The organism is Flavobacterium sp. WC2509 (assembly GCF_052683105.1).
Map to the genome: position 1 here is coordinate 3,893,816 of NZ_JBQZFG010000001.1, position 24,059 is coordinate 3,917,874.

Here is a 24,059-nt window from a genome sequence, read left to right on the forward strand (position 1 = left end):
TAATTTTTAATATTATGTTTAAAATCTATTAAGATGTACAATTACAATAAGAAATGTATTCAAAAGCTATCAATTATAATTTTGAATTTGCTCGCTATAACATCGGTTTCTGCTCAGAAAGATTCAAAAATATTTGAAGATTATAAGAAGGATAGAAGTATTTTACCTGATTTCTCTTATGTAGGATACCATAATGGGGAAAAGGAAATCCCGAATGTAACTGATTATAAAATTTTTGACGTAACTACTTTTGGAGCCATACCTAATGACAGTATCTCTGATAAAGTAGCCATACAAAATGCAATTAATGCGGCTAATAAAAATGGTTCTGGGATAGTTTTTTTTCCTAAAGGGAGGTTTTTAATTAATGAAGATGGCGATGCTACTAATTCTATTTTATCAAAAAAAGGGCATCTTATTTTTAGAGGAAGTGGTTCTGGAGCTAACGGTACCGAATTGTTTATGAAAAATATGCTTCCGCCAGCAGATTCATTAAAAATGTGGACAGTTCCCCCATTATTTATTTTTAGTAGCGGAGGGGCTGACAAAAAAATTGGAACTGTTACGGCTGCTGCTTCCATTGGTGAATTTAATATAGAAGTAAACACAGTTGAAGGTTTAGAACCTGGAAGCTGGATTTTCTTAAAAGTATTGAATAATGATAAAGATCTAATCGCAGCAGAATTAAAAAACAATGTAGTTGAGCCTACATGGACCAATCTTATAAATAAGGGGATTGATGTCAAAGTTTTTTTCCAGATAAAAAGCATAAAAGACAATACGCTTACTCTTGAAGCGCCGATCTCATACAATATTAACCCAAAACACAATTGGGAAGTGTATAAGTTTGCCAATAGTGAAGAAGTGGGGATAGAAGATATTGCTTTTGTAGGTAATTGGAAAGAAAAATTTGTTCATCACCGCTCATGGAAAGATGATAGCGGTTATACAATGCTACGAATTAGCAGAAGCACTAATTCATGGATGAAAAACTGCCGCTTTACCGATTGTAGTGTTGCAGCAACGGTTACACAAAGTGCTAATATTACTATTTTTAATTGTAAAGTAGATGGAAACGGTGGACATGAAGCTATAACTTCTAACGGTGCTACCAATGTATTGATCGCTAAATGTGTTGATGAAGCATCACAATGGCATTCTTTTGGTACAGCAGGTACTTCTATGAATACTGTAATTTGGAAATGTATTTATCCTGCTACTACTTGTTTCGAATCACATTCAAGTCAACCAAGAAATACATTACTGGATGGTGTTGAAGGCGGATTAATGAAAGACCATGCGGGTGGAGCATTAGAAAACATGCCCAATCACATGCAGGGTTTAGTACTTTGGAATTATAAACAAACCAATGAATCAGTAAAAGATTTTGAGTTTTGGCCTCCTTCAGAAGTATATGAGTGGTTTAAAATGTCAAATCCTACAATTGTTGGTTTTACAAGTAAAGACACCACTTTCAAAACGGAGCAATTAGGACAATCGGAATCAATTGGAAAAGAGGTCGAACCAGCTTCTTTATATACAGCTCAATTAAAATTAAGATTGAAGAAATTACCAAAATGGATTAAAGAAATCCAATAAAAAAGTGATGCTTTTTGTTGATTGTTATAAAAATAATTAAAATGAATATCATAAATAGAATATTTAATAAATGTCTGATAGGATTATTTTTAATACTGATTTGTGCTAAGACTATTGCGCAAGAACCGATTACAAATGAGCAAAGAATGGAGTGGTGGAAGGACGCTAAGTTTGGTCTTTTCTTGCATTGGGGACTCTATTCTCAGGCAGCAGGTGATTGGAAAGGAAAGCCTTATAAAGGTAATGAGCATTTTATGATTTATGAAAAACTCTCATTAAAAGAATACGGAAGCCTGGCTAATGATTTTAATCCAACCTTGTTTAATGCAGATAAATGGGTAGAGGATGCAAAAATGGCAGGAATGAAATACATTGTAATTACGACCAAGCATCATGATGGTTTTGCAATGTACAATTCGCCGAGCAGTGATTATAATATTTTAAAGCGTACCCCTTTTAAAAGGGATCCATTAAAGGAATTAGCCGAAGCTTGTAAAAAACAAGATGTAAAATTAGGTTTTTATTATTCATTAGGTCGTGATTGGGAAGATCCGGATTGTCCTACTGACTGGCCAACAAAAGGAGGACGAAGTAATTTAGTAGATTATCCTAATGAGGATGCAAAGGATTTTTCTAAATATTTTGAGCGTAAAGTAAAACCTCAAATTCGGGAATTGCTTACACAGTATGGACCTGTTGCCGTTTTATGGTTTGATACTCCAGAAGGTATTTTGACAGAAGCTCAAAGTAAGGAATTGATACAATTGATTCGTACGCTTCAGCCTAAATGCATCATAAATAATCGGATTGCCCAACCAGCGCGAGAAATGGGTGATTATAAGGTCTCGGAACAGCAGATTACTGATAAAATTGACAACAATCCTTGGGAGTCATGTATAACGATTAGTAAAGGTTGGGGATATAATGTACACGATAAAGGCTGGAAAAGTCCCGAATTAATTATTAGACAATTGGTAGAAATTGTTTGTAAAGGAGGAAATCTTTTATTGAATATTGGACCAAAACCTGATGGGACATTTCCACCACAAGCTGTAGAGAGCTTAGAAGCTGTTGGAAAATGGATGAAGATAAACAACGAGGCAATTTATGGAGTTAAACCTTGGTTAGTAGCCGGAGAACAAATTTCTACAGCGACTTTAAGTGATAAAAAAGTCAAAATTGATGTTGATAATGATGCTACCTCAAAAGTAATTTCGCCTGATATTTATTTTGCTTCAAAAGGAAAAACTATATATGTATTTGCAAGAAGCTGGAAAGAATCCAGTTTGAAAGTTGAAAATTTAGCAAAAGGAAAGCAAGATATTAAATCTATAAAAATGTTAGGTTCCTCAGAAGCAATCAAATGGAAACAGTTACCTGAGGGACTTACTATAAATATGCCTAAGCAGTTACCACAAGAGGCTCCTATTTATATTTTTAAAGTGATTACAAAATAAGTTTTGCCAAAATAGATTAAGTAAATTTAATAAAAAATAGATCATCATGAAATATTTAAAATACAGTATGCATACTAAGTTTTTTCTTTTGCTTTCATTAGTAGTTGGAACTTTATGCAATGCTCAGAATAATGCTAAATCTAAAAAAGCTCCCAATTTATTGATTATTATTGCAGATCAATGGAGAGGTCAAGCGTTAGGATTTGAAGGGAAAGAACCAGTAATGACTCCTTATTTGGATCAATATATTAAAGAGAGTTTGGTGCTAGATCAAATGGTAAGTAACTATCCTGTTTGTTCACCGGCAAGAGCGATGCTTATGACAGGTCAGTATCCTATTAAAAATCAAGTGTATAGTAATGTAAATTCTTCATCGGCTCCTTTTGGGGTTGAATTACAAAAAGACGCCATTTGTTGGTCAGATGTTTTAAAGAAAAACGGTTATTTTAATGGTTATATTGGTAAATGGCATCTCGATTCTCCATACAAACCTTATATACCAACATCAAATAATATAGGGAAAGTAGCTTGGAATGAATGGACTTCTCCAGACAGAAGACATGGTTTTGATTATTGGTATGGATATGGAACTTACGATGAGCACGACAAACCTATGTATTGGGATACCAATGATAAAAGAGACGATTTTAAATATGTGAATCAATGGGGGCCAATACACGAAGCTGATAAAGCATTGGCTTACTTTAAAAATGAGGATGGAAAAATCCGTAAAAGTGATGCGCCATTTTCATTAGTGGTTTCTATGAATCCGCCGCATTCAGGATACCAAACTGTTCCCCAAAAGTATTATAATCTATACAAAGATATTCCATTAGAAAATCTTATAAAAGACCCAAATATTCCTGCTGAAGGAACAGAAATGGGCGATCAATATCGAAAAGATATTCGCTATTATTATGCAAATATTACAGGTGTTGACGAGCAAATAGGTCGTATTTTGGATGGATTGAAGGATTCAAAATTAGATGATAATACCATAGTGATGATTATGGCTGACCACGGTAATTGTTTAGGCAAACATTCTGAGATTTCTAAAAATAATATTTTTGAAGAATCATTAAGAATACCGTTTATCATTCGTTGGAAAAATCATATAACTCCTAGAAAAGACAATGAGTTCTTGGGAAGTATTCCGGATATTTATCCAACACTTTTAGATCTTATGGGCTTGAAAAATGAAATTCCTAAAAATATAGATGGTAAAAGTTATGCTCAGTATTATCTTAATGGCAAAGGAGAAAAACCAACTGAACAATATATTTTAGGAGCTATTGTCAGTGATAATGTTAAAATAAATACAGGCTTTAGAGGTATTCGTACTGCTGATTATAAACTTGCTTTTGTAAGGAAAAAAGGCCATGGTGAATTTGTTCTATATGATTTAAAAGCAGATCCTTTTGAATTGACGAATATATATAAGCCAGATTTACCAATTGTAAAAAAATTAGAACCTGTTTTAAAGCAATGGCTGAAGAAAACAGGAGATGGTTTCATTATTGATTAATGTGGATTCATTCTAGTGTTTAGTTTCATTTTATATCTTTCTTACTTTATTAACACAAATGGAACTAAAATATAATTTCAAACAATTGGTATTATTTTAAGTCAATAAAGCTTGTAATAATTATCGTTTCATGTTGATACACTAGAATGAAAATCCACTTATAATTCAATTTTATTAAGCAAAGGATTAATGATAAAATGATTGCTGATTTTTGATTAACGATTTTTGATTTCAGATGTAAGAGCCTCGTAAAATTAACAATCTAATATTTAGTAGACCAAATCTGAAATCTAAAATCGTTTAACTCAACGACATTGACTTATAAAACTCTCAAGCTGATTGAAATTATATCTTTATTTAGCCGATAGCTAGCAAAAAAATATATTATGGTGATATGAATCACTATCAAAATAACAAATTAAAATAAAAAACAATAATGAATTTATTCGATTTAAAAGGAAAAACAGCACTTGTAACAGGCGGAGTACATGGATTAGGAATGGCAATGGCAAAAGGACTTGGTCATGCGGGTGCAAAAATTGTAGTAAACGATCTTTCATCACAAGAAGCTGTAGATAATGCTGTTGCTGAATACAAATCGGTTGGAATCGAAGCTTACGGATATCTGTTTGATGTTACCGATGAAGTTGCCGTAATTGAAGCTATCAGTAAAATTGAAGCCGAAGTTGGTCCTATCGATATTTTAATAAATAATGCCGGAATCATCAAAAGAACTCCTATTATCGAAATGGAAGTTAAAGATTTTGCAGCGGTAATCAATGTAGATTTAATTAGTCCTTTTATAGTATCAAAAAATGTTGCCAAAGGAATGATTAGCAGAGGAACAGGAGGGAAAATTATTAACATCTGTTCTATGATGAGCGAATTAGGAAGAGACACTGTCAGTGCTTATGCTTCTGCAAAAGGCGGTTTAAAAATGCTGACTAAAAGCATGGCAACAGAATGGGCCAAGTTTAATATTCAGGCAAATGGAATTGGACCAGGATATTTTGCAACAACTCAAACCGCTCCAATTAGAGTAGACGGACATCCATTTAATGATTTTATCATTAGTAGAACACCAGCTAATCGTTGGGGAGATCCAGAAGATTTACAAGGTGCTGCCGTATTTTTATCTTCAAAAGCAAGTGATTTTGTAAATGGTCATATTCTTTATGTAGATGGAGGAATTCTTGCTACTATCGGGAAACCTTCAAATGAATGAAAATATTTAACAGTCTCTTATTCTCTTGTTAAACTTTTAGAAAATTAAATGTTTTTTTGAATAAAAACCGTTAATTAGACGGAAATAAAAATTGCAGCATTATGACATACATTAATATACATCTCATGAAATTAACCAAATTATTTTTGCTTGCCTTGATATTGCCTTTTACGATTTTGGCACAAACAAAAGCAACTATTAGTATCCAGAACAACACAGTTTTGGAACGAAAAGAAGCGGTAGTAGCCATAAAATGGGAAACTGTTTTATCACAATATCCAAAAATTGATACGACTAATTTTGTTGTGATTAATTCAGTGACTAAAAAGCAAATTCCTTTCCAATTAGAACATCATGGTAATAAAACAATCCAAAATTTATTGGTACAAGTTGATGTAAAAGCAAAATCGGCAGTGCAGCTTTCAATAGAAAAAGGTAAACCTTCTGCTTTCGAAACAAAAACGTATGGTCGTTATGTTCCCGAAAGACTCGATGATTTCGCCTGGGAAAATGATCGTATCGCTTTTCGTGCCTATGGTAAAGCTCTTGAGGGGTCAAAAGATAATGCCTATGGTCTTGATGTTTGGATAAAACGTACTGATAAAATGGTTATCAATGAACGTTATAAATTAGGAGAATATCATGTGGATCATGGAAATGGATTAGACTATTATAAAGTTGGTTTTACATTAGGAGCTGGTGATATGGCACCTTATGTTAAAGATACCGTTCGCTATTCTGTAAATTATCATCGTTGGAAAATATTAGATAGTGGTTTATTGCGTTTTACTTTTCGATTGGAGTATGATACTTGGAATGCTGGTGGAATTAAAGTGAAAGTCACAAAAATGATTACTTTAGATGCAGGTTCACAATTAAACCGTATTGAAAATGTATACACTTACGAAGGCAATAAACCATTGCCAGTTGTTGTGGGTATAGCCAAAAGACCAGAAACAGGAGTCCTTTCTTTAAATGAGCAACAAGGTATTATGGGCTATTGGGAACCTATTCATGGCACAGACGGTACTACGGGTGTTGCTACAATTTTGTCTACTCCAGTAAGTAATATTACAGTGGGGACTGAGCAATTATTAGCTAAAACAGAAGTTAAAAATAATGAACCTGTTGTGTATTATGCGGGTGCAGCCTGGGACAAAGGAGCTAAAATTACGAATGCAACACAATGGTTTGATTATTTAAACACTTTCTCACAAGAATTAAAAAATCCGTTAGTCGTAACGATAAAATAAAATTTTAAATATAGTTGATGAAATCTAGTGATGCCATTTTTGGATTGTTGTTTTTTTTATTTTTTGCGTGCAAAGATAAGGAAGATAAAAAAGTAGTCCCTGCTGAAACCATGAGTTGTGAATCGTCTTTACCAACTCGTTTTTCAGGAGCAAATGGTAGTATGTCAATTAACACATCTAAAGAAGCTTCCTATGAAGGAATGGTAAAAATTACTGGTAATGAGTATTTGATGGGTGCTTCGGATGATGAGGGAAGAGCTGATGAATATCCTCAGCACAAGGTTAAGGTTAATAGTTTTTGGATGGATGCCACGGAAGTAACCAATGCTCAATTTGAAAAATTCGTAAAGGCAACAGGTTATATAACTACTGCGGAAATAAAACCAGATTGGGAAGAAATAAAAAAGCAATTACCTCTAGGTACTCCAAAGCCAGATGAAAGTGTATTAGTTGCTGCTTCACTTGTTTTTACGCCAACAACTACTGCCGTCCCTTTAAATGATGCTTCACAATGGTGGAAATGGATCAAAGGGACGAATTGGAAGCATCCACACGGACCTGAGAGTAGCATTAAAGGAAAAGAAAATTATCCAGTAGTACACATTTCCTGGGACGATGCTAATGCCTATGCAAAATGGTCAGGAAAAAGATTACCCACCGAAGCCGAATGGGAGTTTGCAGCCCGTGGAGGATTGATTGATAAAAAATATTTTTGGGGAAATGATGCTCCTGAAAAAGGGAAGCCAAAAGCAAATATCTGGCAAGGAAAATTTCCATATTTGAATACAGCTGTTGATAAATTTATTGGTGCAGCCCCTGTAAAATCATTTTTGCCTAATGGATATGGTTTATATGATATGGCAGGAAATGTTTGGGAATGGTGTAGTGATTGGTATACACCAGAATATTACAACGAATTAGGTAACAACACTACTGATAATCCGAAAGGACCTTCAAAAAGCTATGATCCAATGGAACCTACTACGCCTAAAAAAGTGGTTAGAGGTGGCTCTTTTCTTTGCAATGCATCTTATTGTAAAGGATATCGGGTTACGGCAAGAATGAAATCATCACCCGATACAGGTTTAGAGCACACTGGTTTTAGATGTGTTGCCGATGTAAAATAATTCCAAATAATTCAAGTCTATTAATTGTAAATTAAAATAATACACGTAAACCCAATATAAAAATGAAAACTCTTGATCTTTTTCACTTAAACGGAAAAATAGCCTTAGTTACTGGATGTAAAAGAGGAATTGGCAAAGCGATGGCAATAGCCCTTGCCGAAGCTGGTGCAGACATTATTGGTGTATCCGCCAATTTAGAGCCAAGCGGGAGTGAGGTAGAACAAGAGATTTTGGCTACCGGTAGAAAATTCTATTCATATCAATGCGATTTTTCTAAACGCGATGCCTTGAATGCTTTTATTAAAAAAGTAAAGGAAGAACATCCAAAAATCGATATTTTAATAAATAACGCTGGTACCATTTTACGCAAACCTATAGCCGAACATCCTGATGAATATTGGGACGAAGTTATAGCCATAAATCAAACAGCCCCTTTTATTTTGACTCGCGAAATTGGAAAGGAAATGTTGAAAAGAGAGGAAGGTAAAATTATTTTTATAGGCTCGTTACTTTCTTTTCAGGGAGGAATTAATGTTCCGGGTTACGCAGCAAGTAAAGGAGCAATCGGGCAATTAACCAAAGCATTTGCCAACGAATGGGCTTCCAAAGGAGTAAATGTAAATGGTATAGTTCCAGGTTATATTTCTACTGATAACACTACTGCATTGCGTTCTGATGAAGATAGAAGCAATTCTATACTAGAAAGAATCCCTGCGAATCGTTGGGGAAATCCTGAAGATTTTAAAGGACCAATTGTTTTTCTGTGTTCCAATGCAGCTAATTACCTTCACGGTACTTTAGTAGCTGTAGACGGCGGATGGATGGGGAGATAAATAAAAAATCACCTAATTCCATTTGGATATATAAAAGTGTCTTATTGCTAGTTGCGCAGTCGAGAACCTCACTGACTAAAACAGGAGTAACTTACCTAAAGTTACTCCTATTTTTTATTATATGTAGTCAATATTTTTCGCTTAAAATAAAAACTCTACGGATGATTACAGTAATTATTGCGACCTATTCATTATTCTATCAATTTCAGTCGTACTTGTTTGTAACGCAGCTAATACCTGAAAGTTTAGTTTTACTCATATTTTCTCTCGTAGTGATAGGTGGATTTGCAATCCGTGGCCGCAATGTTGAGACACAAGTAAGTTACAAGGTGATTTCTCCTTCTAGCTTTTTTTAATTGGTTGAATTATTTGTTTTAGATAGTTGAAATATTTTCTAGGCACGGATTGTAAATCCGCCCAATCTAGCTATAACATTTGTAAAGCATTAAAATCAGTATTTATTCGTGTAGAGTATGTAAAATGCTGTTTTTGTGACGTTTATGACATAGTTGAATGCTTAATTAAGGATAATTTTCACCTAATTAGGGATAAAATTACTCCTGATTTTTTATTTGGTTAACTAATTTTGGTTTATAACTAATTTGTTAATTAAATACTATCTGTATGAAAAAAATTACTCTTTTAATTTCAATGTTTGTTGGACTAACAGTAACAACTCAAGCACAAAACCGCTATCTAAGAATTGATAATCAAACGACCACTAGTAATCGTCTTAGAGTTTCAAATAGTGCCACGACCAATGTTTCAGCATCGGATCATAAAACAATTACTTTTAGAATTATGATGCCTGTTGCGGTAAATACTACCAATTTTAACAAAATCATGTTGAAATCGGATAATGGTGCAACTACTCCTCAGTATGCACTAACTTTTGGTAGCTCAGGAACCCTACCACACAAAGATATTAGGTTACTAGCTTATGGTGCAGGTAGTACTACCAATACAGGAAACACTAATAATAACAGTGTTGCATCTACTTTATATGATGGTGCATGGCATCATTTTGCAGTAGTATTAAATGATACTGATGGGAAATCTAGAGTTTATTATGATGGAGATGTGCTTGTTGTTACAACTGCAGCACAAGCCATAGATATGTCAAATAATGCCAATCTTTATTTTGGAGCTACATCTGGAGGAGGCTCTTCAGTTAATATGGCTATTGATGACATTCGTATTTGGGATATTGCTTTTAGTTCTGCTAGAGTAACTACTGATATAACAGCATCAATAGACGCTACAACTGCACCTACTACAACAAATTTAATTGCAGCTTATGATTTTGATGCGGGGACTGCAACTAGTATTCCAGATATTACAGGAAAAGTAGGTGGGGCAGATGCAGCTTTTTCAGCTGCGTTTAATAATTTAAATGGATTTGTTACAGCTCCTACAACTGTAAACTTATTGCCTACTGTGGCTGTTACTTCGCCTGCTGTGAATGCAAGTTATGTTGCTCCTGCAAATGTTACAATTACTGCTGATGCAGCTGATGCAGATGGTAGTATTAGTAAAGTAGAATTCTTTCAAGGAGCTACAAAATTGGGTGAAGCTTTAACTGCACCTTACAGTTTCGATTGGCAAAATGTTGCGTTAGGTTCGTATGCCATAACTGCAAAAGCAACCGATAATAGTGGAGCTGTTAGGACTTCAACAACTGTAAATATAACCGTAACAGCAGCTTTGTCAACTAGTGATTTTGACAAGGAAGGAAACAATGTTGCTGTGTATCCAAACCCAGTACAAAATAATCTTTTTATTAGTGCTCCAAGTCTGGAAGAGAATGCGACAATTAGTGTGTATAACTTACTTGGTAATAAGCTTCGTGATGTTTCTTTTACTAAGGGAACACAAGAGGTATTTGTTGGAGATTTGCAAGTTGGAACCTATTTTGTAGTTATCGAGAACGGTAAACAAACTTTGACAAAGAAGTTTATTAAGAACTAAAAAAAACGTATTGTGCTATGCTGTCGAAGTAGGTTCTAAATACTTGCTCAAAAAAAGTAGCAATAATGCTTTTATGATTACACTCAACATTGTAATTTGTTTTCGATGAAAAACGGTTGTTTGATAAATGATTTAAATAAACACTTAAATAGTAAATAATTATGAAAATAAAAACACTAAGTCTTATTGCGCTACTTTTTTTGAGCGCTACTATTGCTGTAAACGCACAAAGTAAAAAGGTAAAAGCCTTTGAAAGTTCTTATGTACAGGGTGGAGAAACAGCTAATGAAACTATTGGAACAGCAAAACCAGGTACTCTATTTGCTTATAATTCTAAAACCAATACCAAATATTCTAGAATTGGATTCTTGAAGTTTAAACTCCCTAAAGATGTAAAATCTTTAAAATCAGTTGAATTGAATCTTAATGTGAAAATATTTAAAAATCCAGCGAATCCAGAACAAAAATTTGTTTTAGATGTACAGGCTATTACAGAAGGTACTTGGAGCCCAGAAACGGTTACATTTAATAATGCACCGAAATTAGGAGAGGTTATAGGTTCTACATTGATAGAACAATCGTTAGACGATCAGTCACATTTAGTAATTATAAAATTAAATAACGAAACCGTAAATAATTTATTAATGAATTCAAAAGATGGAGAAATTACAATCGCATTGGCAAATAATGTTGAAGGTAAAATTGGTTCTGTAATAAATGGAAAAGATGCTTACTTAATTATCGAATAAAGAATACACCATAATTTTAAATAACAACCCCAAAGCGAAAACTTTGGGGTTGTTTGTTTAGAAGGAGTATGGGCAATGGTATTAAGTTATGCATTAAATGATTGGTGATTTTTGATTAACGATTTTTGATTTCAGATGTAAAAAGCCTCGTAAAATGTACAATCTAATATTTAGTCCAACCAAATTAGAAATCTAAAATCGTTACCCGAGCCTGAAAGGTGAACAGGTGAAGCAATCTTCAATCTAAAATCTCTTAATTTAATGATACTGAGAGTAAGTTTTGTAATGATATTGTGCAGTTTAACAGCTTTTTATTTTAGGATAATTTTCTTCTAAATAGGGAGGATTATACTCCTGATTACTTATTACTTTGTCTAATTTCGACTTTAAACCAATTTTGCTAAAAAGTATTTATATGAAAAAAAATTACGTGATTTTATTACTCAGTTTATATTGTTGTTTGGCGTATAGCCAGCAGAAATACAATTTTGACTCATCGGTTCCTGCCAATTTCTCTTCATCGGGTACAACACCGTTAAGTTTAAGTACTGAACATCTCAAAGACGGTACCAATTCTCTTAAATGGAATGCAGCATCTGGTAATGTGTTAAAAGCTGATAACTTAGGAATAACAGCAGCTCAGACTTTTCTATATGGTGCCAATAATGCCCAGTTTTTTATCTATAGTCAAAATGTGAGTAATGATATGCTTATTTTTAGGTTTTACGATAATAACAATAATTTGATGCGAGAGGGGCACATGCTCTTGAATTATAAAGGCTGGCGTGATTACCACCGAAGCTATCGCTCTGATTATAATTTTGGAGCCGATTTACCAGGTTTTGCATTGACTAGGATGGAGATTATCTACCAGCCAGAAAATCCAGCTTCTACTACTACTTTATACTTTGATGCTTTTACAATGTATGGCGATAATAAAGGCAGGACTCCTGGTCCGCACATGAAATTAGATGTCGCACATTTTGTTGATGGAGATGCTTCCAAAATGGTCTTTTTTGAGGGATTAAATGCTAGTGCTCTAATTTGCAATATGCAAACACCTGCTGTAGCTCCAGCTTCTACAGTGCAGGAGCAGACTGATGCCGGAAAGGTAAAAGCACTTTATCCACGTACCGTTTTTGTCCCTCTGCCTGCTGATGTAACTGCTGCCAAAGATTATGTAACGGCTTGTAATATTACCCGCAATACTGATGGTTCTATTAATGGAAAAGGATTGACAACCGAACTCGATGTTCCAGCTACACTTATTACAATAGCAACTCATGTAGGTAATTTGTCCAGAGCAGCCTTAAAAAATAATGATACTGATGCGAAAACGAAATTATTGCTTTTTATAGAATATTTATTAGATCAGGGATTAGCGGAAGGTGGTAGAAATTCTATGCAAACGAATACATATACAAATTGCCGTGATTTTCCTCCTGGATTTTTGCTCAGCTTACCAGCATTAGCTACTGCTTCAAATCTTCAGGCTGAAGTAATCAAAATGCTTAAATGGTCTAACCAATATAATGTCATTTATCATCCGGGAACACCTTATCTTCCTGTTAATACTGATTTCGTCCATGTAAAAATGAATTTTTTATTTGAGTTGGCAGGTTGGGAACCTTCTATTGATAATCAGGTACGTGACTTAAAGGCAATTTCTCGTTATCTCAGTTTGTTTTCGAATGTTACTCAGGGTAGTAGGGATGGTATTAAACCCGATGGAAGTGGTATGCATCATGGTACTGCTTATCCACATTATATGTATGCCTTTAATACCTACGCTGATAGAGCTTATTCTTTAAAAGGAACTGTATATAAAATTACACAACAGGCTTATAATAACATTGCTAATACTTATAAAACTCAGTTGCTGCAAACCTCAAAAGGACAACTTTCTGCAAATGCAGTTTCAGGAAGAGCACCTTTTGAAGCAATTCCTATTACTCAGGCAGGATTTGGGAAAATGGTAGAAGTAGGGGGAGATTTGATTGGTACAGCGTATGAACCTAATTTGGCAGCCTTATACAATTATATATATCAAACTAATACATATCCGGTTGCTGCTGCGTCACTAGATGGTTTTTATCATTTCAATTATGGTAACCAAGGTGTTAAACGAATGAACAATTGGATAGTAATGATGAAAGGATTGACAGATAAGCTTTGGGGAACTGAGATTTATACAACAGAAAATCGATATGGTCGTTATCAAAGTTATGGTGCATTGGAAGTAATGTACAATGGTGACCGTACAGCCAGTGGTATACCCGCAGCAGGTGGTAATGGCTGGGATTGGAATATGCCTCCCGGATCAACTACTGTGCAAATTCCATACACAGAACTACAGCCTAAAATAGACAGAGCGGATGAATACAATCAAAAAGCTTTTGCAGGTGCTTTATCGTTAGGGCAGGATGGTATATTCGCAATGGACTTTTCTGAAAATGCAGGAACAAAATATACGGCTAATAATCTTAAATTTCATAAATCGGTTTTTAACTTCGATAATGTGTTCGTATGTTTAGGTAGCGGTATTGGTTCTACAAATGCAGTGAGTAATACAACTACCAATTTGTTCCAATCAGCATTGGCGACTACTAATCCTGACATTTATGTTAATTCTAGTGCCGCTGTTTCCGATGTGAATTATAGTAATACATTATCTACTGCCAGCGCTAGTGTCTGGTTGGTAAATGGTCAAACAACAGGGTATTATGTACCCGTAGGCGGAGGAGACATAACAGTAACAAGAGGTGTACAAACGACACCAGTAAATTCCAGTAAAACCGGTACACCAACAGCTAGTGCTAATTTTAGCAAAGCTTATATCGGTCATGGTACATCGCCTAGTAATGCAAAATATCAATTTGTAATGGTACCTGGAACAACACCTCAAGATATGAGCACCTTGAGTACTCAAATTAATGCGGGTCAAATTTATCAGGTATTAAGCCAAACAGACAATTTGCATGCGGTTAAATACTTGCCGGAAAACTCAACTTCTTATGCTTTTTTTAGTTCGGCAACTAATATCAATATTGGTAAAGTAAACAGTATTTCTGGTGAAGCTTTGGTAGGTATTAAAGAAATAGATGGTGCATTAGAAGTTACACTTAATAATCCGAATTTAAATACAGTAGCCGATGATGCAACAGAATGGCGTTCTACTGCTTATAATGTAACCCTTAAACTAAATGGAAAGTGGAAAGCAGCAACGAATCCTAATAATGTTGGATTGACTGCAGATGGAGTTAACACAACATTAGCATTTTCGGTGATTGATGGTGTTTCGGCTACTATAAAACTGGTTGTAGACAATCAGGCTCCAACGGTATCAATAACATCTCCTACAGCTGATACGAGTTATAACGCTCCTGCAAATATTGTAATTACTGCCGATAGTGCCGATGCAGATGGGGCAGTAAGTAAGGTTGAATTTTATCAGGGAGGAACTAAATTAGGAGAATCTTTAACTTCTCCTTATAGCTTCGAGTGGAATAACGTTACTGCGGGTTCTTATACATTAACAGCAAAATCAATCGATAACAATGGTGCTGTCACCACTTCTACAGCTGTGAATATAAATGTAATAACAATTTTGTCAAATAATGATTTTGATAAAGAGGAAAACAGATCAAATGTTGTTGTTTATCCAAATTCTGTACACGACACTCTTTATGTTAAGGTATCAAAACTAGAAGAAAATGCAACAATTACGGTCTATAATATGCTTGGTAGTAAGCTTCGTGATGTTCGTTTTACAAATCTAACACAAGAGGTTTTTGTTGGAGATTTAGCAGTCGGGACTTATGTTGTAATTATTAAAAATGGTGCTCAGATTATGAAAAATACTATTATTAAAGAATAGATTAGCTATTGTGCTCTATTATTTTGTTTTCTTTGTATCTTATGGGAGTCACATTCTAATGCTGACTAATTATATTCAAAGTATTGATATTAAGTATGTTAATATAGTATGTTCTAACAATAAAAGCGATGGGAAATTTAACATCGCTTTTTTTGAATCAGAATTTATTGAGATGGAATAAACCAATTAGTCATATAATAGTCTTAATTAAACTTAACCTGCCTATACCAATGATTAAAATGAATAAGAAATTATTATATGTGTTATTAGTAATGGCTACTCCATTACTTTATGGTCAGCGTATTATGGAAAACCTTGACCGAGGCGTTGTAGCAGTTCGTTATAGTACAGAGGCTGTTTTTATTAGTTGGCGCTTACTGGGAACCGAACCGGAAGGCCTGGCCTTTAATATCTATAGAAAATCTATTAGTGAACAGCCTGTAAAGTTGAATTTGCAACCCATAACTGGCGCTACCAATTTTATAGACGAAAAGGCCGATTTTACTAAAGACTTTGCCTATATCGTAAAAGCGGTTGTGAAAGGTAAGGAATCAAATGTAAGCAAGCCATTTAGTATTGCGGCAAATGCACCTGTGAGGCAGTATCTTTCTGTACCACTAAAAACTCCTGCGGGCTATCAGCCAGGAGACTTTTCGGTTGGTGACCTTGATGGGGATGGTCAATATGAACTGATATTGCACCAAACAAAAGATGGTCTTGATAATTCCTTTAATGGCATTACAGGTAAGCCCCTTATTCAGGCTTATCGATTAGATGGAACACTAATGTGGACAATTGACCTTGGCAGGAATATTCGTGAGGGACAACATTATACTCAGTTTATTGTAACCGATATGGACGGCGATGGAAAAGCGGAGGTAGCCATGAAAACGGCAGACGGTACGATAGACGGGAAAGGAAAAGTGATTGGCGATTCTATTAAAGATTACAGGAGTAAAAATCCAAGAATGTTGGGCAAAGTATTAGATGGTCCAGAATTCTTTACCATATTTGATGGTTTAACGGGAGCTGCCCTTGCGACAACAGATTATATTCCCAACCGCTATCCTACAGATGGCTGGGGCGGTCCTGGTGGAAACGGAGGAAATGATAACAGCGGTAACAGGGTAGATCGCTTTTTAGCCTGTGCTGCCTACCTTGACGGTAAATTACCTAGTGTGGTGATGTGCCGTGGTTATTACGGAAGAACAGTATTGGCAGCTTGGGATTACAGAAATGGAAAGTTAACATCCCGCTGGGTATTTGATACTAAGGATGGTAAAAATCCTTTTTCGGGTCAGGGAAATCATAGTCTTACTGTTGCAGATGTGGATGACGACGGAAAGGACGAGATTGTGTATGGCTCAATGGTGGTTGATGATGACGGTAAAGGCTTGTTCTCTACCGGATTTCGTCACGGTGACGCTTTACATGTAAGCGACCTTGATCCCACTCATCCTGGACTGGAGGTATTTGGCATTCATGAAATAGAGGATCATTCAAAAGGCGACTCAGGATTTGTCCTTGGTGCTGGACCTGGAGTAGTAGTCTACAGTGCCCGTACAGGAGAAGCCTATTTTAAAGGATCGATGGACACGGACGTTGGAAGAGGTGTGGCAGAAAATGTAGATCCTGATAATCCCGGAGCTGAAATGTGGTGGTCTGGTTCCAAAGGATTGTATAATATGAAAGGCGAAATGATTGGTCCCAGCCCTACATCAAGTGCTTTTGTGATCTGGTGGGATGGTGATTTTACAAGGGAATTATTGAGTGGCAGCAGGATTGACAAATACAAGATAGGTACCATTTTTAATGTGCCAGAGGCGAAAACAATGCGTTTTCGTGATCCACCTCTTTTAAGCGCTGACATTTTTGGAGATTGGAGAGAAGAACTCTTCCTTTGTCCTACTCCTGATGAACTACGCATTTATACTACTACAATACCAACAGCACATCGTCTATATACACTAATGCATGATCCGCAATATCGACTAAGTATAACTTGGCAGAACGTGGGATATAATCAACCGCCACATTTAAGTTTTTATCTCGGTGAAGATATGAAGAAGGCTCCGAGGCCAAATATTGTTTTGGCAAATCAAAAGAATGGGGAGAAAAAGTAATATACACGATACTTCAAAAACGACGTGTATCCATTACTTATTTAAATCTATATTGAAAAAATAGAACTAAATAAAAAGTATATATTATTGTATTAAGCTGTATTACTTATTTTTATGCTTTACTTAGTTTTGACCAAACTACCCAAACTTCATTAAAGTAAATTAGAAGCGAGTTTTCTCAGATGAAGATGCAATGTAATAGTTAATTTAAAGCGGTATCCAATTCCTTATAAAAAATCGGAATCCCAGTAGTAGCCCCGCATATCTACAGTAACGGTGCCGTTTTCTAAAATTGGATAGCTAGATTTTTATTCCCCATAATTAATTGATTGTATTTACAACTCAATAAGACTGCAGTTATCAAAAAGATTTAATCAAAAGAATTCCTCGAGGCTCTGCTTCGGGGTAATTTATTATAAACTTAAAAGTAAAAAATCGCTAAGTTTTTTTGAGTTTAGACGTTGTTGATGAACTCTTTTGGTTGTGAACGAACTTTAGGAAGATAATTTAAATTATGTTTTTTGTACCTTTGAACCTTTCAATCAAAAAATCTTTAAAATTTTCATAATATTTAAAAAATTAAGATAAAGATTCACTAATTGTTAAATTAAGAATTAACATACAACCAAATGTCTATTTTCTACAAAAAAACCACAACCATAATTGCATTCTTTTTATTACTCCAATCCTCGGTATTTCAACTGCAGGGACAGGTCAATATTTTAAAATTCAATCATTTGACCGTAAATAATGGATTGCCTCAAAATTCAATACACACCATAGCCAAAGACAAATATGGTTTTATGTGGTTTGGAACCTGGTGTGGTGCGTGCCGATACGATGGTTATTCCTTTAAAGTCTTTAGAGCAAATGATAATGATTCAACTGCTTTTGCTGATAATATGATAGATGCGATAGTTACAGATTCATTGCAAAATATTTGGATAAAAACAGGAGAACCTGATTGTTTGTATAAATACAGTTATGAATATGAAAATTTTAAGCGCTTTCCCATAAAAAAAGTTGCCCCCTATATTCTTAATCTTATTACAAAACCAAAAGCGGCGGAAAACAACAAATATAAATTTACTTTCAGTGAATCTGGGTTATTGCAATTGAACAAAATTACTGGTAAAAAAACACTCTATCAGGTCAATCATAATGATCCATTTTCAATCAACGACATATCAATTTACACCAGTTATATAGACAATTCCGACAACCTTTGGATAGGTACGCGAAGAGGAGGAGTAAATCAGGCAAACCTAAATATCAAGCCCTTTAATTATTATCACTCAGACAGCCCTGGAAAAGGACTAATCAGTAATGAAGTAAGAGCCATCTGCAAAGATAAAAGTGGTAGCCTTTGGATAGGAACTGAAGAAATGGGGGGAACAATTATTCAAAATACATCTCAAGGAAAGAAATACTCCTATTTCAATAATAAAACTTTTATTGACAACAGAAGAGTCCGCTCCCTTTATTGTGACAAGCTTGGATTTGTGTGGATTGGAACCAAGGGAGGTCTTGATAGATATGATCCTAATACCAAAATTTTCAAGCACTATGCTGCCGATAAACAAAAAACTGGAAGTATTACAAATCCAATTATTTTTAGTATTAAAGAAGACAGCAATGGCACATTGTGGATTGGAACCTACAGTGGTTTGGCAAAATACGACAGGGCAAATGATAAGTTCGTGTATGTGCCTCAACCTATTATAGGAGGTTTACAAATTAGGGTTATAATGGAAGATCGTCAAAAAAATCTTTGGATTGCAACAGAAGACAAAGGTTTGACGAAATTGATACGAACCACTAACAAGTCTGGCGAATTCAAATCGGTACGATATGTACATATCGACGGAAAAGATGATTCGCTCATTTCCAACAGGCTTTATTCACTTGCGGAAGATGGTGCCGGAATGATATGGATAGCCACAAATTTGGGTTTAAGTCGCTTGAATCCCAAAGACAATACGGTTAAAAACTTTTTCATTAAAGATGGTCTTCCTGACGAAATTATTATGGGGCTTTTATTTGATGGAAAAGAGTCCGTTTGGATAAGCCATAAAAAAGGATTAACCCGAATGAACACGAGAACATTTGAACTCCAGAACTTTACCGTTAACGATGGATTGCAGAGTAATGAGTTCAATCAAAATGCCTGTTATAAAGACAATTCAACAGGTGAAATGTTTTTTGGAGGTCAAAATGGACTTAATTCATTTTTTCCCGGCACTATTCATGTTGATAAAAACAAACCGAAAATCGTATTTACCCGGTTAAATGTGATGAATCAGGAGCTGATGGCAGGGACAAAAGTTAACGACCATATTATCCTTGAAAAATCACTGCTTTGCACTAAAGAAATCATACTTACCTGGTGGGATAAAACTTTTAGTCTAGAGTTTGCGGCATTGCATTATGCCAATCCGCTTGGCAATAAATACAAATACAAACTGGAGGGTTATGATCGTCAATGGCGTTATTCTTCTGGATATATGCGAACTGCTTCCTATTCTCAACTTCCATCTGGAAGCTATACCTTTAAAGTTTACGGATCCAACAGTGACGGGGTTTGGAGTGATGCTCCTGCCACTCTCGGTATAAAAATGCTTCCTCCATGGTGGCTTGCCTGGTGGGCTATTGTTATATACATAGCTATTGGTGTCTCTATTATCTTGTTTGTTCATAAATACATTATGTCACGAATAGAATTTAGCAAAAATGAGGAAATTCATCAATCCAAACTTCAATTCTTTACGGGGATTTCACATGAATTTCGCACTCCCCTCACGCTGATTATTGATCCGTTGGAAAAACTTATTTCAGGAAAACTGGATAATGAAACTGTAAAGCAGTACCACACCATGATGCACCGTAATGCCAAACAGTTGCTTTTACTGATTAACCAGTTACTGGATTTCAGAAAACTAGAATCTGGGCATCTTACGTTAAATATGCAACAATCAGATATTGTTGCTTTTGTAAAAACAGTCGCCGCCGCCTTTGATTCAAGAGCAAAAGACAGGGGTATTCAATTTGTTATACAATCAACCGTAAGTAGCTTGAACACCCGTTTTGACACTGCCAAAATGAATATGGTATTAAACAATTTATTGTCAAATGCTTTTAAATTTACTCCTGAGCATGGGGAAATAGTGATCAGTATTGATATTCTAAATGAAGAAAATCCTATTGTTTTAATAAAGATACACGACACCGGTGTTGGTATATCAGAAAAAGATCAGGAAAATGTTTTTGATCTTTTTTATCAATCGGAACATTCGACTTCACAACAGGATGGCTCTGGAGTTGGATTGGCTTTATCGAAAGAGCTAGTCCAGCTTCATGGCGGGAAAATTGAGGTAGAAAGTAAAGTGGGATTAGGTACTGCTTTTACTATTTTTCTACCTGTTTCAGGTGATCAAGAAGTGCCTAAAATTGGATTCTCTCAGGAAGTGATACCCGTTTTGGAGGAAAATGAGGATATAGAGACAGTCCAACAGCTTGATTTGTCAGCCGATTTGCCCCTATTGTTAATTGTAGATGACAATGTTGATATCCGTAATTATATAGCGCAGAACTTTAGCAACGAATACCGAATTATTATAGCTGCCGATGGATCAGAAGGTTTTCAGCAGGCTATAGAGACAATTCCAGATATTGTGGTAAGCGACGTAATGATGCCTCTTATGAATGGTTTTGAATTGTGTCGTGCCCTTAAATCTGATGTACGCACCAGTCACATTCCGGTAATTTTACTCACTTCACGCCAGTCAGACGAATCGAAAACGGAAGGATACGAAACCGGTGCCGATGCTTATGTGACTAAGCCTTTCAATTCAAATGTACTTCTGGCTCAAATACGAAACCTTCTTAATCAAAGGCAACGTTTACGAGAGTTATTTTCACGAGGTTCGGATATTGAGATAAAGAAAATTGCCATAAATATTACCGATGAAGCTTTCTTGAATAAAGTAATTCAATGTATTCATGAAAATTTGGAAGATGAAGACTTTACTATTGATTCTCTTTCTGAAATGCTTAGTATGAGCCGTTCGCAATTTTATCGCAAAATAAAAGCACTTACCAATAAATCCTTGCTTGATTTTGTCACTACAATTCGGATGAACAAAGCCTTAGAATATTTATTAAGTGGAGATTATAATGTTTCAGAAACCGCCTTTAAAGTTGGATATAGTATGTCCAGTAATTTTAGTAGAACTTTTACCCGTCATTTTGGAATAAGTCCTTCCAAATACATTGAGTCTATAAAGAAATAAAAGCTCTAAAATAATTTATTACAAACTGAAAATAGTTGCTATTCGAGAAACTCGGGTAGCAATTTTTTTTTGGTCTAAAGAAAAAAAATATTTAGACATTCTTCAATTCACGACCGCTCAACAGCCATAATAACTGGACTTGCTCCAAAATGAATTGTTTTGACTTGTTTTGAATAGTCCCTTTTTCGCAGCCGAAGGTAATTTTGTAAATGAATTATAAGATAAATAATTAGGTAATTCTTAATTATTTATGATTTTAAAAAGTAATGATATAAAAATGTGTTTCTTTTTTTACAGGTAGTATGATTATGTTATACTGAATAAATATAAAAGCACATAATAATATTAATCTATGGAATCAACAAGTTGTTTTTTATTTAAAATGAAAAGAACACTATCAATTTTTAACTATTAACTAATTATATTATGAAAAAACAATTACTTTTTAATTTTGCGAAACATCTTTCCCCGAAGATTGGTTTTAGAATTACTGCTTTAGCTGTATTTACTCTTTTGACAGCACAATCTTCTTTTGCCCAAAAATGGAATGTTTTAGCGAGTGAAAGCGAAATATCAACAGTCAACACTTGCTATACCTCAATTGTTGTCAAGGATGATGTACCTTATGTTGCCTATGTTGAAGCTACATATACTGCTGGTGCTACTGGTCCGGGTAAAGTAAAAATGAAAAATACCACTACGGGTTTATGGGAACAAGTAGGAACAAACTTATCCGCTCTTGCAGGTTTCACTAGAATATATAAGGACAAAATAGGAGACCTCTATGTTACTTATATCGATAGAAATAACGGTTACAAATTAGCTGTTAAAAAACTTGTTAGCGGGGCATGGGTTCCATTAAGTACAGGCAACGACTTTGTTTCAACTGCTCAAGGAACCGGTACATTTGGTGCATCTGATATGAGAGGCGATTTAGCATTTGACAATAACAATATTCCTTATGTTTCTTATACAGAACGTCCTGCAGGTAATGCATCAGGATATGCGTATGTAAGACGTTTTGTTAACAATGCATGGGAAACTATTGGTGGAGGTGCTGTTTCTTCTGATCTTTTCAGTGCTGGAAATGGTATTGCTTTTGATTCCAATAATATACCTTATGTTGTTTATATTCAGCAAACAGCATCTAATTCAGGTTCAGGAGTGATTAAAACTTATCGTCTAACTAATAATAGTTGGGAAGATGTGTCACCAGCAAACCCAGTTACTCCAGGTAGCGCTACAACTGGTGCAACGAGTGCAGCTCGTCATACCAGTATTGCCATAGACGACACTAATAGCCCTGTTGTAACTTATTTTAATACAACAAGTGCAAAAGGAATTTCCATTCGTCTTACTGACAAAGTTGCTAAATCATGGACTTGGCTAGGAGAAATCAGTACCAGAGATACCAATCGAAATATGTTGATTAATGATGCTTCAGGAAATTTATATACTATATTCCAAGATGCCTTAATAGGCAGTGGAACATCTGCAACGGTTCGTGTGTTTAAAAAATCAACTGGCGCTTCCACTTTTACTGAATTGCAAAACCTGCCAATAACTTCAGAATCTGGTGTTGGCGTTGACGCAGCAGGAACAAATGTTACAACAGCCGCAACTAAATCAATTGTAACCGCGACAATTGCATTGGGAAGCGATTCTTCAAAACCTTATATTGTTTATGCTAAAACAAATACTGCAGGTTTTGTAACTCCTGTTGTTCGTGTTTTTGAACCAGCAACACTTGGCATTAATGATTATAACGCGAATGCTAAAGCGATTGCGGTTTATTTGCAAAACCAAGACGTTTATATTCAGTCCGAAAATTCAGTTATATCTGGTGTGGAAGTATATGATTTAAATGGTCGTTTGGTAGCTGAGAGAAAAAATATTGGTTCAAGTGAAGCTAATTTTTCTTTAAAATCTTCAGTAGTGTATTTATTAAAAGTGACTACTGCTGATGGAAATGTTGTTGTCAAAAAAATAATATTATAATTAATATCAATAAAAAAATAATAAAGAATTGAATCT

The 24,059-nt window shown here is 35.0% G+C and carries 13 protein-coding genes; all 13 read left to right on the plus strand.

Annotation, left to right across the window (positions count from 1 at the left end; genetic code table 11):
- Positions 1-33 precede the first annotated feature (33 nt).
- The 13 genes from ACUN3A_RS16315 (at position 34) to ACUN3A_RS16375 (ending at position 24,023) form a co-directional block, all read left to right on the plus strand.
- Positions 34-1,599 carry a DUF4955 domain-containing protein gene (locus ACUN3A_RS16315; protein ID WP_445552346.1) on the plus strand — a complete coding sequence of 522 codons (1,566 nt, stop codon included), beginning with the start codon at positions 34-36 and terminating at the stop codon, positions 1,597-1,599.
- Positions 1,600-1,640: 41 nt separating this feature from the next.
- Entirely contained in the window at positions 1,641-3,056 is a 1,416-nt protein-coding gene (locus ACUN3A_RS16320; protein WP_445552347.1) for an alpha-L-fucosidase, read from the plus strand.
- A 46-nt stretch (positions 3,057-3,102) separates the two neighbouring features.
- Positions 3,103-4,581, plus strand: coding sequence for a sulfatase family protein (locus ACUN3A_RS16325; RefSeq protein WP_445552348.1), 1,479 nt, complete (start codon positions 3,103-3,105; stop codon positions 4,579-4,581).
- A gap of 436 nt (positions 4,582-5,017) precedes the next feature.
- Entirely contained in the window at positions 5,018-5,806 is a 789-nt protein-coding gene (locus tag ACUN3A_RS16330) for a gluconate 5-dehydrogenase (protein ID WP_445552349.1), read from the plus strand.
- Positions 5,807-5,931: 125 nt separating this feature from the next.
- Positions 5,932-7,059: a DUF4861 family protein gene (locus tag ACUN3A_RS16335; RefSeq protein ID WP_445552350.1), complete on the plus strand. Its 1,128-nt coding sequence runs from the start codon at positions 5,932-5,934 to the stop codon at positions 7,057-7,059.
- Between the two features lie 17 nt (positions 7,060-7,076).
- Positions 7,077-8,186 (plus strand): formylglycine-generating enzyme family protein, encoded by a 1,110-nt coding sequence (locus tag ACUN3A_RS16340; RefSeq protein WP_445552351.1) that lies wholly within the window; start codon positions 7,077-7,079, stop codon positions 8,184-8,186.
- A gap of 62 nt (positions 8,187-8,248) precedes the next feature.
- Positions 8,249-9,019 carry an SDR family NAD(P)-dependent oxidoreductase gene (locus ACUN3A_RS16345; protein WP_445552352.1) on the plus strand — a complete coding sequence of 257 codons (771 nt, stop codon included), beginning with the start codon at positions 8,249-8,251 and terminating at the stop codon, positions 9,017-9,019.
- Positions 9,020-9,643: 624 nt separating this feature from the next.
- Positions 9,644-10,987 (plus strand): Ig-like domain-containing protein, encoded by a 1,344-nt coding sequence (locus ACUN3A_RS16350; protein ID WP_445552353.1) that lies wholly within the window; start codon positions 9,644-9,646, stop codon positions 10,985-10,987.
- A 161-nt stretch (positions 10,988-11,148) separates the two neighbouring features.
- On the plus strand, positions 11,149-11,736 hold the full coding sequence (locus tag ACUN3A_RS16355) for a CBM96 family carbohydrate-binding protein (protein ID WP_445552354.1): 588 nt from the start codon (positions 11,149-11,151) through the stop codon (positions 11,734-11,736).
- A 415-nt stretch (positions 11,737-12,151) separates the two neighbouring features.
- Entirely contained in the window at positions 12,152-15,613 is a 3,462-nt protein-coding gene (locus ACUN3A_RS16360; RefSeq protein WP_445552355.1) for a polysaccharide lyase family 8 super-sandwich domain-containing protein, read from the plus strand.
- 230 nt (positions 15,614-15,843) lie between these two features.
- On the plus strand, positions 15,844-17,736 hold the full coding sequence (locus ACUN3A_RS16365; protein WP_445552356.1) for a rhamnogalacturonan lyase: 1,893 nt from the start codon (positions 15,844-15,846) through the stop codon (positions 17,734-17,736).
- Between the two features lie 629 nt (positions 17,737-18,365).
- Positions 18,366-22,025 carry a hybrid sensor histidine kinase/response regulator transcription factor gene (locus tag ACUN3A_RS16370; protein ID WP_445552357.1) on the plus strand — a complete coding sequence of 1,220 codons (3,660 nt, stop codon included), beginning with the start codon at positions 18,366-18,368 and terminating at the stop codon, positions 22,023-22,025.
- Between the two features lie 426 nt (positions 22,026-22,451).
- Entirely contained in the window at positions 22,452-24,023 is a 1,572-nt protein-coding gene (locus ACUN3A_RS16375; RefSeq protein ID WP_445552358.1) for a T9SS sorting signal type C domain-containing protein, read from the plus strand.
- Positions 24,024-24,059: the final 36 nt, after the last annotated feature.

What these genes read in the sequence shown, in the direction of transcription:
- ACUN3A_RS16315 (WP_445552346.1), top strand. Translation starts at nt 34, where the DNA reads ATGTACAATTACAATAAGAAATGTATTCAAAAGCTATCAATTATAATT.
- ACUN3A_RS16320 (WP_445552347.1), top strand. Translation starts at nt 1,641, where the DNA reads ATGAATATCATAAATAGAATATTTAATAAATGTCTGATAGGATTATTT.
- ACUN3A_RS16325 (WP_445552348.1), top strand. Translation starts at nt 3,103, where the DNA reads ATGAAATATTTAAAATACAGTATGCATACTAAGTTTTTTCTTTTGCTT.
- ACUN3A_RS16330 (WP_445552349.1), top strand. Translation starts at nt 5,018, where the DNA reads ATGAATTTATTCGATTTAAAAGGAAAAACAGCACTTGTAACAGGCGGA.
- ACUN3A_RS16335 (WP_445552350.1), top strand. Translation starts at nt 5,932, where the DNA reads ATGAAATTAACCAAATTATTTTTGCTTGCCTTGATATTGCCTTTTACG.
- ACUN3A_RS16340 (WP_445552351.1), top strand. Translation starts at nt 7,077, where the DNA reads ATGAAATCTAGTGATGCCATTTTTGGATTGTTGTTTTTTTTATTTTTT.
- ACUN3A_RS16345 (WP_445552352.1), top strand. Translation starts at nt 8,249, where the DNA reads ATGAAAACTCTTGATCTTTTTCACTTAAACGGAAAAATAGCCTTAGTT.
- ACUN3A_RS16350 (WP_445552353.1), top strand. Translation starts at nt 9,644, where the DNA reads ATGAAAAAAATTACTCTTTTAATTTCAATGTTTGTTGGACTAACAGTA.
- ACUN3A_RS16355 (WP_445552354.1), top strand. Translation starts at nt 11,149, where the DNA reads ATGAAAATAAAAACACTAAGTCTTATTGCGCTACTTTTTTTGAGCGCT.
- ACUN3A_RS16360 (WP_445552355.1), top strand. Translation starts at nt 12,152, where the DNA reads ATGAAAAAAAATTACGTGATTTTATTACTCAGTTTATATTGTTGTTTG.
- ACUN3A_RS16365 (WP_445552356.1), top strand. Translation starts at nt 15,844, where the DNA reads ATGATTAAAATGAATAAGAAATTATTATATGTGTTATTAGTAATGGCT.
- ACUN3A_RS16370 (WP_445552357.1), top strand. Translation starts at nt 18,366, where the DNA reads ATGTCTATTTTCTACAAAAAAACCACAACCATAATTGCATTCTTTTTA.
- ACUN3A_RS16375 (WP_445552358.1), top strand. Translation starts at nt 22,452, where the DNA reads ATGAAAAAACAATTACTTTTTAATTTTGCGAAACATCTTTCCCCGAAG.